At 43.7% G+C, this 13,174-nt stretch carries 13 protein-coding genes and 1 pseudogene; 10 read left to right on the top strand and 4 right to left on the bottom strand.

Going from position 1 to position 13,174, the window contains the following annotated elements; all coding sequences use genetic code 11:
- Nucleotides 1-18: 18 nt before the first annotated feature.
- Together ONE56_RS15315 and ONE56_RS15320 are read left to right on the top strand one after the other, a co-directional pair.
- Nucleotides 19-320 (top strand): annotated as a pseudogene (locus ONE56_RS15315) (TRAP transporter substrate-binding protein); the annotation flags it as partial.
- 111 nt (nucleotides 321-431) lie between these two features.
- Nucleotides 432-1,235, top strand: coding sequence for an FCD domain-containing protein (locus ONE56_RS15320; RefSeq protein WP_423840976.1), 804 nt, complete (start codon nucleotides 432-434; stop codon nucleotides 1,233-1,235).
- Nucleotides 1,236-1,614: 379 nt separating this feature from the next.
- Here the strand turns inward: ONE56_RS15320 and uxuA are convergent, their stop codons facing one another.
- The 3 genes from uxuA to ONE56_RS15335 all read right to left on the bottom strand — a co-directional run bounded on the left by uxuA (nucleotide 1,615) and on the right by ONE56_RS15335 (nucleotide 4,772).
- A complete protein-coding gene (gene uxuA, locus ONE56_RS15325) occupies nucleotides 1,615-2,796 on the bottom strand; it encodes a mannonate dehydratase (RefSeq protein ID WP_423840977.1) in 1,182 nt (393 codons plus the stop codon).
- A gap of 131 nt (nucleotides 2,797-2,927) precedes the next feature.
- Nucleotides 2,928-3,686, bottom strand: coding sequence for an FCD domain-containing protein (locus tag ONE56_RS15330; protein WP_423840978.1), 759 nt, complete (start codon nucleotides 3,684-3,686; stop codon nucleotides 2,928-2,930).
- Between the two features lie 108 nt (nucleotides 3,687-3,794).
- Entirely contained in the window at nucleotides 3,795-4,772 is a 978-nt protein-coding gene (locus ONE56_RS15335) for a TRAP transporter substrate-binding protein (RefSeq protein WP_423840979.1), read from the bottom strand.
- Nucleotides 4,773-5,055: 283 nt separating this feature from the next.
- On the opposite strand from ONE56_RS15335, the gene ONE56_RS15340 reads away from it, so the two are divergent.
- From ONE56_RS15340 to ONE56_RS15375, 8 genes are all read left to right on the top strand, one after another.
- Nucleotides 5,056-5,568 (top strand): TRAP transporter small permease, encoded by a 513-nt coding sequence (locus ONE56_RS15340; RefSeq protein ID WP_423840980.1) that lies wholly within the window; start codon nucleotides 5,056-5,058, stop codon nucleotides 5,566-5,568.
- A 15-nt stretch (nucleotides 5,569-5,583) separates the two neighbouring features.
- Nucleotides 5,584-6,885, top strand: a complete 1,302-nt coding sequence (locus ONE56_RS15345) for a TRAP transporter large permease (RefSeq protein WP_423840981.1) — start codon at nucleotides 5,584-5,586, stop codon at nucleotides 6,883-6,885.
- Nucleotides 6,886-6,944: 59 nt separating this feature from the next.
- On the top strand, nucleotides 6,945-8,408 hold the full coding sequence (locus tag ONE56_RS15350; RefSeq protein WP_423840982.1) for a fructuronate reductase: 1,464 nt from the start codon (nucleotides 6,945-6,947) through the stop codon (nucleotides 8,406-8,408).
- 12 nt (nucleotides 8,409-8,420) lie between these two features.
- The gene (gene uxaC / locus ONE56_RS15355; RefSeq protein ID WP_423840983.1) at nucleotides 8,421-9,824 is read left to right on the top strand and encodes a glucuronate isomerase; all 1,404 of its coding nucleotides are present in this window, start codon (nucleotides 8,421-8,423) and stop codon (nucleotides 9,822-9,824) included.
- A gap of 9 nt (nucleotides 9,825-9,833) precedes the next feature.
- Nucleotides 9,834-10,796, top strand: coding sequence for a sugar kinase (locus tag ONE56_RS15360; protein WP_423840984.1), 963 nt, complete (start codon nucleotides 9,834-9,836; stop codon nucleotides 10,794-10,796).
- A 16-nt stretch (nucleotides 10,797-10,812) separates the two neighbouring features.
- Entirely contained in the window at nucleotides 10,813-11,442 is a 630-nt protein-coding gene (locus ONE56_RS15365; protein WP_423840985.1) for a bifunctional 4-hydroxy-2-oxoglutarate aldolase/2-dehydro-3-deoxy-phosphogluconate aldolase, read from the top strand.
- 76 nt (nucleotides 11,443-11,518) lie between these two features.
- Nucleotides 11,519-12,154: a hypothetical protein gene (locus ONE56_RS15370; protein ID WP_423840986.1), complete on the top strand. Its 636-nt coding sequence runs from the start codon at nucleotides 11,519-11,521 to the stop codon at nucleotides 12,152-12,154.
- Nucleotides 12,155-12,169: 15 nt separating this feature from the next.
- Nucleotides 12,170-12,673, top strand: coding sequence for a YgjV family protein (locus ONE56_RS15375; RefSeq protein ID WP_423840987.1), 504 nt, complete (start codon nucleotides 12,170-12,172; stop codon nucleotides 12,671-12,673).
- 60 nt (nucleotides 12,674-12,733) lie between these two features.
- Here the strand turns inward: ONE56_RS15375 and ONE56_RS15380 are convergent, their stop codons facing one another.
- On the bottom strand, nucleotides 12,734-13,114 hold the full coding sequence (locus ONE56_RS15380; protein ID WP_423840988.1) for a hypothetical protein: 381 nt from the start codon (nucleotides 13,112-13,114) through the stop codon (nucleotides 12,734-12,736).
- Nucleotides 13,115-13,174: the final 60 nt, after the last annotated feature.

Consider the following 13,174-nt stretch of genomic DNA (forward strand, 5'->3'; position numbering starts at 1 on the left):
TGATATCAGCTTAAGGGGAACTTTAGCCTATGTCGTCATTGTGAGTTGCCTAAAAACTTAAACCTAGATGAACACACTATGGTTGCTAATGTGCTTGTTATTTGAACGAAAACCTATGAGAAACTAACAGCAGGGAGCATTAATGAAACCTGCTAAAGATTCGTCTGAAGATATGAGTGCTTTGGGCTGAATCAGAAGCAAGTTAGCGCACAAAAGTAGAGGCCTGGGAGTGCTTTGTTCAACCTAATAAGGCTGTTTTTGTCTCTGTCGTTCAACCAATATACACGGAGTTGGAGAGTAGCAATCCTGAACTCAGTTAGCTGGTTAAATGTATCAAAGATGAGAAGTAGATTACTGTATACCTTTACTATCTGAGGTGTGGTATAGACTTTGCCTTTTAGTAGGTTGACCAATTTTATTTGGTCGCTATTATGGTGAAAACAATTATTGACGTATTGAAAAAGATCATGATGCCTTTTGAACCCAAACGACCTTACCAAGAAATAGGGTTAGAACTAAGAAAACAGCTAATTGATGGCCAATATAAGGTCGGAGATAGGCTTCCTCCTGAACGAGATATTGCTGATCAGCTAGGTGTCAGCAGAACTGTGGTTCGTGAAGCAATCATCATGTTGGAATTGGAGAACTTAGTAGAGGTTAAGAAAGGTTCGGGTGTGTACGTCCTTAATGTTCCAACCGACTCTGGTTCCGGTGAAAATATCATTACTGATGATGCAGGCCCATTTGAGATGTTGCAGGCTCGGCAGTTGTTAGAGAGTAACATTGCTGAGTTTGCTGCTATTCAGGTGACACCAGGAGACATTCTAAGAATGCGCGCAGCGCTCGAACTTGAACGGCAGGAATTTGATAGTGGTGCCGCTGTGAGCGAAGGGGATGCTAAGTTTCATATGTGTATTGCCCAAGCTACGCAGAATTCTGTACTGGTAGACATGTTGAAACATTCGTGGAAGCGTCGTGAAAATAGTCCGATGTGGAATAAGCTCCATACTCGTATTAAAGGCATAGACTATCGCGCGGAATGGATGGAAGATCACGCTAAAATACTTTCTGCTCTCCAAAGGAAAGACCCGATATCTGCCAAAAATGCAATGTGGCAACACCTAGAAAATGTTAAGCAGCGTTTATTAGAGCTATCTGACGTTGATGACCCGAATTTCGACGGCTACTTATTTAGCTCAAACCCAGTAGTATCTTTGGGTAACACAAAACGTTAAATAATTACTACCGAAACGTGGTTCGGTCTGGGAAACATTAGTGATACGTTGTTGTCGCTGATAGTGAACGCGATGACAGACATGTTTATTGACCGTATCTGACATTCACCTTCGCTATAAAGGCTAGGGGCATCAATGGATAGGTGTTGTATCAAACCTTAGGTTTTACTTTGAAATGAAACCTTCGTTTTCTTAGTTCGTCGACTTATACAGGTGTTATACGGACAGGCTAGCGGTATGTTAGCCTGTTTAAACAACGAGTCTATCAAAATTGAGATCGCGGCCTATGGTTGCTCCATAAAAATGAACCCCACTCAAGAAGTGGGGTTCTTCGTCAATCTGCTCACCGCGTAATGCGGGGTTATATTGGTTCAGATAATTAACTGTATAGAGTTCGCTTAAGTGCGAGTTCCACACCACGGATTTCTGCAAGACCTTTAAGGCGGCCAATGCAAGAGTAGCCAGGGTTAGTCTGCTTCTTAAGATCATCAATCATTTGATGGCCGTGGTCAGGGCGCATCGGGATTAAGCGAGTCTCACCTTCGCCTTTACGGCGGTATTCTTCTTTAAGTAGTGCGTTGATAACATTATACATATCAACGTCGCCCTCAAGGTGTGCTGCTTCGTGGAAGCTCATCGGGTTTTCTTCACGTTGAGTTGAGCGGAGATGTGTAAAGTAAATACGATCACCGTAAGTTTCGATCATTTTTACAAGATCATTGTCGCCACGTACACCGTAAGAACCTGTACACATTGTAATACCGTTCATTTTACTCGGCACTGCAGTAGTCAGTGCTTCAATGTCTTCAATGGTGGATACAATTCTAGGCAGACCCAAAATTGGACGCGGTGGATCGTCCGGGTGTACCGCTAGCTTGAGGCCATATTGTTCACATACTGGCATCAGTTCTTTTAAGAACAAGACCATGTGCTCACGTAGCTTTTCTTTATTGATATCTTTGTAAGTATCAAGACGAGCTTGGAATTCCTGGAGAGTGTAACCTTCTTCTGCACCAGGGAGACCAGCTATGATGTTTGCCGTGAGCTTATCGATTTCCGTTTGAGTCATGGATTCGAAGCGAGCTTGCGCCTCTTGTTGCTCGTTTTCTGTATAGTCTGCTTTCGCGTTTGGGCGTTTAAGAATGTGTAATTCAAATGCCGCAAACTCGATTTGATCAAAGCGGAGCGCTTTTGAGCCATCTGCAAGTTGGTATTCTAAGTCAGTACGAGTCCAATCAAGTACTGGCATAAAGTTATAACAAACGGTATCAATTCCGCATTCAGCTAGGTTGATAAGCGATTGCTTGTAGTTTTTGATCCACTGCGCGTAGTTGCCCGAGCGCGTTTTAATTTCTTCATGAACTGGGACGCTTTCTACAACAGACCAGACAAACCCTTTTGCTTCGATAATCTCTTTGCGTTTTAGGATTTCTTCTTTTGTCCAAACTTCACCATTTGGAATATGGTGGAGAGCGTTCACAATGCCAGTTGCACCCGCTTGTTTAATGTCATCTAGTGATACTGGATCGTTAGGACCGTACCAACGCCATGTTTGTTCCATGTAATTTACCTTGTATTAGATGCACTCAGCCCTACTCCAAAATAAGTATAAAGCTAAATACGTTTACTATATTTTAGCTACACAGAGGTATAGCTAGCTATAATTGGAGGTAATGATCAACAGCGACTGGGTTAATTCGCATTCAGCAATATTACTGGATTTGAATTGAATAAATATCCGTCAAAGTTAGGATCATCGACATCAGACAGGGCAAATAAGCGCTGTTTGACATTTTCAAGGTGTTGCCACATGGCACTTTTGGCTCCAATAGGGTCTCGACGTTGAATGGCTGCGAGAATTTTTTCGTGGTCATCCACCCATTCGTTACGATAATCTTGACCATGTATACGGGTGTGGAGTTTTTTCCACATTGGGCTTTTGAAACGCCCTCCCCATGATTGCTTTAAGATATCGACCAATACAGTATTTTGTGTAGCTTCAGCGATACAAACGTGGAACTGCTCATCGCCTTGGCTCTCTGCTGAACCGCTTAATAGCTCTTTTTTCTCTAAAGCGAGAGCCTGACGCATGCGACTAATGTCACTAGGCGTGGCCATCACTGCTGCAAACTCTGCAATATTACTTTCTAGTAACTGACGAGCTTGGAGTAGTTCAAACGGACCTACGTCATCGTCGATTTCATTGTCTACTGTATCGGTTGACGATGGAATATTACAAACATAAACACCAGAGCCTTTTTTAACCTCAACTAAACCCTGAAGCTCCAACATAATAATCGCCTCTCGCACGACTGTACGACTGACATTCATGCGTTCTGCTATATCACGTTCTGGAGGAAGCCTGTCTCCAACTTTGTACAGGCCTTCCTTTAATTCATTTTGTATTATGAACCCAATCTCTTGGTAAGCTCGTTTTGGTGTATTTGACATTTGATGCTGTTCTTAACATATTTCATCTGATTTCTTACTCTATAATAGAGGTAAGAAATAATTGGTCAACCAAAAGATTTCAAAAAGTGGCAACTTCCTATTTTGTGATTACTTAACTGATTTGATTTTATCGATCAGTTTGCTTAGCTCTAGATTCGATGAAGCAATTTCTGAATACATTGGCTGTACAGCTTGTACGAATGCTTTTTTGTCTGGCTCAACGAATGTCACGCCCATTTCTTCAGCTTTCTTGCGTTCTTTCGCTTCAGATTCTGCCCACAGTTTTTTCATGTACTCAGATGAATCCTTAGCTGCCTTCATTAGAGCTTCTTGCTGCTCAGCCGTTAGACGGTCATATGTTTTTGTCGAAACAACAAGAACATCTGGCACCATCGTATGTTCGTCCATGCTGTAGAACTTAGAAACCTCACTATGGCGACTCAGACTAAATGAAGGAATGTTGTTTTCTGCTGCGTCAACAACACCTTGTTGAAGAGCGGTGTAGAGTTCGCCATAAGCAAGTGGTGTTGGGCTACCACCTAGCGCTTTAACCATAGCAATTGCTGATGGGCTTGGCTGTACGCGAACTTTCAGGCCTTTAAGATCTTCTGGCGTATTAATTGGTTTACTTGTGTAGAAGCTACGTGCACCTGCATCGTAGTATGTAACACCAATAAATCCACTGTCTTTAGATGAGTTCAGGATTTCTCTACCAACTTCACCACCAGTTACCGAGTAGTAATGTTCTTTGTCTCTAAATAAATATGGAAGGTTGAAAGCAGAATAGGCTGGAGAAAAGGCTTCAAGCTCAGCTGCATTGCTCTTAACCATATCAAGCGCGCCATTTTGCATCAGTTCCATAGATTCACGCTGAGTACCTAGTTGTGCATCAGGGTAAATACGAATACGAACTTCTCCATCCGTTAGTTCTTTTACTTCTTTTGCCATGTAGTCCATTGCTTTATGAACCGCATGGTCTCTAGGATGGTTGTGGCTTAGTTTTAGTGTTGTCGCTGCGAAAGCTGAAGCTGTAGAGCCAAGTAGCATGGCAGTACCAACTGCTATACCCAATACTGATTTTTTCATATCTATAACCTTTATATTCGTCATTTTGATAGAGCAACTTTTGTTTCGAGCCAATATTGGCATACCAATATTGGCTAATCAAACACAAAAAACTTCTAAATTGTCTTAGATCACATTAATGGCAAACGATTTGGTATGCCAATTGTTGTGTGAGTTAGCTCACGTGACAAGTCTATTGAGCTATTTATAATCCCTCACGAACCGTATGTCTTAATCAAGCACCGAAAGAAAAGAAAGTTCTTATATTGGTAAACCATATTTCGGTGGTTTAAAGGAAATGAAAATGAATAAATTGGTCAACTATATCAATAAGGGGCTTGCAGCATTTACTGTATCCCTATCGACCTTTCTTGTTTTTTGTGTGATTTGGCAGGTCTTATCAAGATATGTAATTGGTAAACCAAGCACTGTTACCGATGAACTTGCTAGATATCTCTTCATGTGGGTCGCTTTAATTGGAGCGGCTTATACGACAGGTCTTAAACGCCACCTGGCCATTGACCTTCTGACGATGACGCTTAAAGGGAAGCGTAAGTTTTTTAATGAAATCATTATTCAGATTGCTATCGCGATTTTTGCTGGGGTTGTACTTGTTTATGGCGGCATTCAATTAGCTGCAAAAACATTAGCAACTGGACAGGTGACGCCAGCACTAGGGTTAGAGATGGGATATATCTATTTTTGTCTTCCAATCAGTGGGGCATTAATGATTTTTTATTCTGTGATTTTTGCTTGTGAACGAGTGAAATCTCTTTTAGGTAATGAAGATTGTACTGTTGAATCACAAGCAGACTAATTAAGGACTCCACTTATGGAAATGCAAGTTCTACTCATATTATTTGGCACGTTTAGTGTGCTGTTGGCCATCGGTGTGCCAGTCTCTTTTGCGATCGGGCTTTCGTCGCTTACCACTATCTTAACAAGTCTTCCGCTTGAACCTGCTATCGCAGTAGTCGCACAAAGGATGGCTGCCGGATTGGATAATTTCGCATTGCTGGCGATTCCGTTTTTTATTCTGGCTGGCAACATTATGAACCAGGGTGGTATTGCTCTTCGTTTAATTAACTTTGCTAAAGTACTAGGTGGTCGATTACCAGGCTCTTTAGCACACGTTAACGTGATGGCGAACATGATGTTCGGCTCAATTTCTGGTTCAGCTGTAGCTTCTGCTGCTGCGGTTGGTGGTACGATGGCGCCACTACAGAAAAAAGACGGTTACGACGAGCATTTTTCTGCAGCAGTAAACATCACTTCATGTCCTACTGGCCTTTTGATTCCACCAAGTAATACTCTGATTGTTTTTTCGCTGGTATCTGGTGGTACATCAATCGCGGCGCTTTTCTTAGCGGGATACATCCCAGGTATTTTGATGGGATTGAGCTTAATGCTTGTTGCTGGTTTCATTGCTAAAAAACGTGGCTATCCTGTTGCAGAAAAGCCTTCTCTATCTGCTGTTTGGGAGACGTTTGTAAAAGCAGCACCTTCGTTAATGCTTATTGTCGTAATCATGGGTGGTATTATCGGCGGTATCTTCACTGCAACAGAAGCGTCAGCCATTGCGGTTGTCTATACCTTTGTTCTTGCGGTACTGATTTACAAAGAAGTGGGTTGGAAGCAGCTACCAAAAATTGTACTTGAATCTGCAGTCACCACTTCTATTGTTCTTCTGTTGGTTGGTGCATCAATGGGTATGTCTTGGGCGATGGCAAATGCAGATATTCCATACATCATTGCTGATGCTCTGCTTGCGATCTCGGAAGATCCTTTAATGATCTTGTTGATTATCAACCTGATTCTTTTGATTGTTGGTATTTTTATGGATATGACACCAGCGATTCTGATTTTCACACCTATTTTCCTGCCGATTGCACTGGATATGGGCATTGATCCGGTTCACTTCGGTATCATGATGACGTTTAACCTGGCGATTGGTATTTGTACTCCTCCTGTAGGCAGCGCGTTATTCATTGGTTGTTCGGTAGCAGATGTGCCGATTAATAAAATTATTAAACCATTGTTGCCATTCTATGCTGCTCTGGTAGCTGCACTTATGGCTGTTACCTTTATTCCTGAGCTGAGCCTGTTCTTACCGAACCTGGTTCTGGGCTACTAACTCTCATTCACAAACTTATAAACTTCTCGCGGGGTTCCCCGCGAGATAGGGATACAGACATGCAAAATATTTCTAATACGGTATTGAATAAACCCGTTCAGCTGAACAATTACGACCGTTCTAAACTGAAGTCTCGAATCGTACATCTAGGGTTTGGCGCGTTTCACCGCGCCCATCAAGGCTTATTCACAGATGAGGTTGCACGTAAATCAGACAGCGATTGGGGCATTTGTGAAATCAACCTGTTTGGTGGAGAAGAACTGATTGAGTCACTGCGTAGCCAGGATCATCTGTATACCGTTGCTGAGAAAGGTGCTGAAACGACCGATGTTAAGATAATCGGGTCGGTAACGGAATCGTTACATCCGGTACTTGATGGTGTTGAGGCTGTTATTGAGAAAATGGCAGAGCCACAAGTGGCTATCGTGTCAATGACTATTACAGAAAAGGGTTACTGTGCCGATCCGGCGACAGGACGATTAGATAAAAATAGTCCATTAGTTATCGCGGACTTAGAAAACCCAACTCAACCTAAGTCAGCATTAGGCTACATCGTCCAAGCCTTAAAGGTTCGTCGTGAACGTGGTGTAACGCCATTTACAGTAATGTCTTGTGACAACGTACAAGAGAATGGTCACGTAGCAAAAGCGGCCATTCTTGAGTTCGCAAAATTACTGGACGCAGAGTTAGGTGAATGGATTGAAGCCAACGTGACTTTCCCATGCACTATGGTTGACCGTATTGTACCTGCAGCGACAGAAGAGACGCTAAATGAAATTACCGCTCTTCTTGGTGTACAAGACCCATGTGGTATTGCATGTGAGCCATTCCGCCAGTGGGTAATCGAAGACAACTTTGTAGCAGGACGTCCAAACTGGGATATCGCAGGTGCAGAATTAGTTGAGGATGTTGTGCCATACGAAGAGATGAAACTGCGCATGTTGAACGGCAGTCACTCTTTCCTTGCGTACCTTGGTTACCTCGGTGGCTATGCGCATATCTCTGACACAATGACCGATGAAGGCTACCGTAAAGCGGCATTAGATATGATGCTAAAAGCGCAAGCTCCTTCGTTAAACATGCCAGAAGGTACTGACTTAGAGGGTTATGCGAAATTGCTTATTGATCGTTTCACTAACCCAAGCCTAAAGCACAAGACGTGGCAAATCGCGATGGATGGTAGCCAGAAGATCCCTCAACGAATGGGCGGCAGTTTACGCTTCCACCTAGAGCAAGGCTCTGATTTCAAATGGCTAGCAGCAGGTATCGCTGGCTGGATGCGTTATGTCTCAGCCGTGGATGAGCAAGGAAACGAAATTGACGTTCGTGACCCTATGGCTGAGCAACTAAAAGCGATATGTGATGAGCACGGCCAGAGCGTAACAGTGGTTCCTGCCTTGTTATCTCTCGAAGCGATTTTTGCTCCGGAAATCGGGCGAAACCCACAAGTGATTGATGCGGTAAGCTCTGCATACCAATCTTTGATTGAAAATGGCGCTCGCGCAACGGTAGCGGCACTTTAAGAGGAAAAACAGATGAAAAACTTTCTATGTGACGACTTCTTATTAAGCAACGAGACTGCTCGTCGTCTTTACCATGAGCATGCCGCAGACAAACCCATTTTTGACTACCACTGCCACCTAAACCCGGCAGAAGTTGCACAAAATCGCCAGTTTGAAAACTTGAGCCAAATTTGGCTTGCAGGCGACCACTATAAATGGCGTGGGATGCGTTCAGCAGGTATCGAGGAACGCTTGATCACTGGTGATGCAACTGAGTACGAAAAGTTCCAGGCGTGGGCTAAAACCGTCCCAATGACGCTGGGTAATCCACTGTTCCACTGGACACATCTAGAGCTTCGTCGCCCGTTTGGTATTACCAATAAGCTATTAAATGCAGAAACTGCAGACAGCATTTGGCACGAATGTAATGAGCTTCTACAAACGCCTGAATTTTCCGCTCGTGGCATCATGAAGCAGATGAATGTCGTCATGGCTGGGACAACGGATGATCCAATCGACTCACTGGAGCATCATGCAGTGATTGCTGCGGATGAAAGCTTTGACGTTGAAGTATTACCAAGCTGGCGCCCAGACAAAGCATTCAAGATCGAACTTGACGGGTTTGCGGAGTACATGACTTTGCTTGGTCAAGCTGCTGATATCGAGATCTCAAGCTTTTCAACGCTTTTAGAGGCTTTAGACAAGCGCCTTGCACATTTTGATGCACATGGTTGTCGCGCAGCAGACCACGGTATTGAAATCGTACGTTATGCTGACATTCCTTCAGAACAAATGCTTGATAGCTTAATTACTCGCCGTTTGAGTGGAGAAGTGTTGTCAGAAACGGAATGCGCTCAATTCTCAACAGCGGTACAAGTGTGGTTAGGTACGCGTTATGCGAAATTGGGTTGGGTAATGCAGCTGCATATTGGTGCTCAGCGCAATAACAACACGCGCATGTTCAAGATACTGGGCGCTGATGCCGGCTTTGATTCTATCAGCGACCGCACATTCGCATTCGAGTTGGCGCATCTGCTTGATGATATGGATAAAACCAACGAACTACCTAAGACGATTCTTTACTGTCTTAACCCTCGTGACAACGAAATGATGGCAACCATGATTGGTAATTTCCAAGGTGGCGGTATCGCAGGTAAGGTTCAGTTCGGTTCTGGTTGGTGGTTCAATGACCAGAAAGATGGCATGCAACGTCAAATGGAGCAGTTGTCACAACTTGGTCTATTAAGCCAGTTCGTTGGTATGCTGACAGATTCACGCAGCTTCTTATCGTACACGCGTCACGAGTACTTTCGCCGAATCTTGTGTGACATGGTTGGCCGCTGGGCTGAAAATGGCGAAGTGCCAAATGACCTGTCTTTACTTGGTCCAATGGTTGAAGATATCTGCTTTAACAACGCTAAGCGTTACTTTGCCTAAGAGCTTGTTATGAAAAATATCGCTATTATCGGAGAGTGCATGATTGAGCTAAACGGTAAGCCGTTTGGCGCTATGCATCAAACCTTTGGTGGAGATACGCTAAATGCCGCGGTTTATCTAAGCCGCGGTTGCGAACTCAATACCGAAGATCAAGCCATTACCGTCTCTTTCGTTTCCGCAATGGGTACCGATCCTCTCAGTGAAGGCATGGTGACTCGCTGGCAAGAGGAAGGCATCAGTACAGATTTAGTGTTGCGGGATGAGAAACGTACTCCCGGGCTTTATCTTATTCAGCTGGACGATCAAGGCGAGCGTACTTTTCTGTACTGGCGCAATCAATCGCCGGCACGCTACCTACTTCAGCATCCGGACTTTACTCGTATCGAAGAATCCTTGTCTCAGATGGACATGGTGTTTGTGAGTGGTATTAGCCTTGCGATCCTGGAAGAGGAAGATCGAATTAAGTTGCTGAACCTTCTGGGTACTTTACGCAGTCAGGGCGTTGAGGTTGCGTTTGACAGTAACTATCGCCCGGCTTTGTGGCCTGATGATGAGCTTAAAACGGTTAAATCAAATTACCAAACCATGTATCAGACCACGGATCTCGCTTTGGTTACCTTCGATGACGAGCAGCTCATTTGGGGGGACAACACTCCTGAAGAAACACTGGCTCGATTGCACAAACTAGGTGTTAACAAAGTCATTGTTAAACTTGGTGAAGAAGGATGTTTGGTCGGAGATAGCATCAATGACCGTTACTATTCGGTTGCTACAACACCAGTTGAAACCGTGGTAGACACAACATCAGCAGGTGACTCATTTAACGGCGGTTTCTTATCTAGTTATCTAGCCGGTGGCTCTTTAGAACAGTCGTGCCAACGTGGTAATACGCTTGCCGGTGTTGTTATCCAGCATCGTGGTGCAATCATTCCAAAATCAGCCACTGATATTGTGACGAAAAAACAGAATTAACAGTAAAGGATTTATAATGTCTACAATCAACGAACAGCTAAAAGCACTTAAAATTATTCCGGTTATCGCTATCGATAAAGCCGAAGACATCATTCCACTAGGTAAAGTGTTAGCAGAAAATGGTCTACCAGTCGCTGAAATCACGTTTCGCTCTGATGCGGCTGTTGAAGCAATTCGACTACTCCGTGAATCTCAGCCTGATATGCTCATTGGTGCTGGTACCGTGCTTAATAAAGAACAAGTGATTGCTGCCAAAGAAGCTGGGGCGACTTTCATTGTATCGCCGGGCTTTAACCCGAATACGGTCAAAGCTTGCCAAGAGATTGGTATTGATATTGTACCTGGTGTCAACAACCCTAGCGCAATCGAGGCAGCGCTGGAAATGGGCTTAACCACGCTTAAGTTTTTCCCAGCTGAAGCATCTGGTGGCGTGAATATGGTAAAAGCCCTTCTTGCTCCATACGGTGACGTACACATCATGCCTACCGGTGGTGTTAATCCGAAGAACATTAAAGACTACCTTGCAGTACCACGCGTACTTGCGTGCGGCGGAACTTGGATGGTTGATAAAAAACTGATTGAAGCTGGTGAATGGGAAGAGCTTGCTCGTCTAACTCGTGATGCGGTGGAGCTCGTTAACGCTTAATAGAAATTTTCGAGTCCAAACCTCTCCCTTTGGAGAGGTTTTTTTATAACGAATAAATAACACTGGACGGTTTGTAATGAATATTTTGTTTCTACATACACTTGATAGCAATACAGAACTTTTTGAACCACTCGCCGCGGTGAAATTTCCTCAACATAATATCAGCCATGATGTTCAAGAAAGTTTCCTCACTGACATTCGTAACAACGGTCAAACTGAGCGCTCAACTCAGATTATTCACCAATATCTTAAAGCCAAGCTCAATAATGGTTTCGACTACATTATCTGCACCTGCTCAACATTAGGTCCTGTGGTTGATAGCTTTCCTAATGACAAAGTATTCAGAGTTGATAAGCCCATGGCGAAGAGCTGTGCACAGTATGAGAGTGTGCTCGTTGCGGTGACCCTGGAAAGTACTATCGAACCGACAGGGGCACTACTAGCGTCTCAAGCACCAGAAACTAACTTCACATTCAAACTGATTGATGACGCATGGGAACTCTATGCGCAAAGCAAATTTGAATCGTTTAATCGCTGCATTGCCAACGAGTTAAACCAAACTTTGCAGAGCGAGCAAAATTATCAAGCCGTTCTGCTCGCTCAAGCTTCAATGATGAATGCAGCTTCGCTAGTCACGGAGGCGATACCGGTATTAACGAGTCCGGATACTTGCCTGGCTTATCTAGCCGCGCACTTAAACGAAGAACCTTAGTTAGGGATTGACACGATGTTAGCTGCGCAAGTTATTGGTGGAATTGCTTTTGTTTGTGGTGTTTTCGCCTTTTTACAGAAAGATGACCTTAAATTTCGCTACGGTATGGTGACTTTCTGTTTCATCATGGCTTTACACTTTTTTATGATGGATGCCATGGTTGCAGCAATTGGCGTAACCATCAATGGTATCCGTGCGTTTGTCTCGATAAAGACCCAATCACGCTGGGTAATGTGGGTGTTTATTAGCTTATTGATCGGTATGACGGTGCCACAGCTCAACACGCCAATTGAGGCACTAACCATCATAGGCTCAGCAGCAGGAACTTGGGCATTATTTTCTCTAAGTGGCATAAAGGTGCGCAGTGTGATTCTATTTAACTCATGCTGTTGGTTCACGCACAACTTGTGGCTTGGCTCGGTAGGCGGCATCTTAGTGGAAGGTACCTTCATCATTGCTAATTTAGTGACGATTTATCGAATGTACCGCTCTCAGGAAGCAGAAGAACAAGGGGCTTAACTTATTGATCTTAAAAGCTGGCATAGCCAGCTTGTTTCACGTCATATTTGGCTCAGAGAACTAGTTATTCTGACTTATCGTTGTTAATTCATTATTGGTTTCTTTCATCAAGGGAATAAGCGCCAAACGATCCATCGACATTTTCTTTCCATCACTTAGCACGATATGATTCACAGCCCATACCACGCAGCCTTCATCAATATTAAATAAACAACGAACTTGAGAATATACATAGCTATCTTCATAAGCGGTTGAGATTGGTTTAGCACTGCCTTGCCAAGCCTCGACGATGGTCTCTATAGAGCAGGGCAAATTAATTGAGAGCAACTCAGGTTCTAGGTCTTTGACGACTTTTAAATGAAGTGTCGCGGTACCGTTTTGATTGCGTTCTACCCATAGTTCATGCGGGATTAAATCATCGTTCCAATTCAAAATGTGCATTTTTATGCCTTAGTTTATCTAGTATAAAAAAGACCTGAATTATCAGGTCTTTTAGAGGTT

The organism is Vibrio mytili (genome assembly GCF_049563345.1).
Lineage (GTDB): Bacteria > Pseudomonadota > Gammaproteobacteria > Enterobacterales > Vibrionaceae > Vibrio > Vibrio mytili.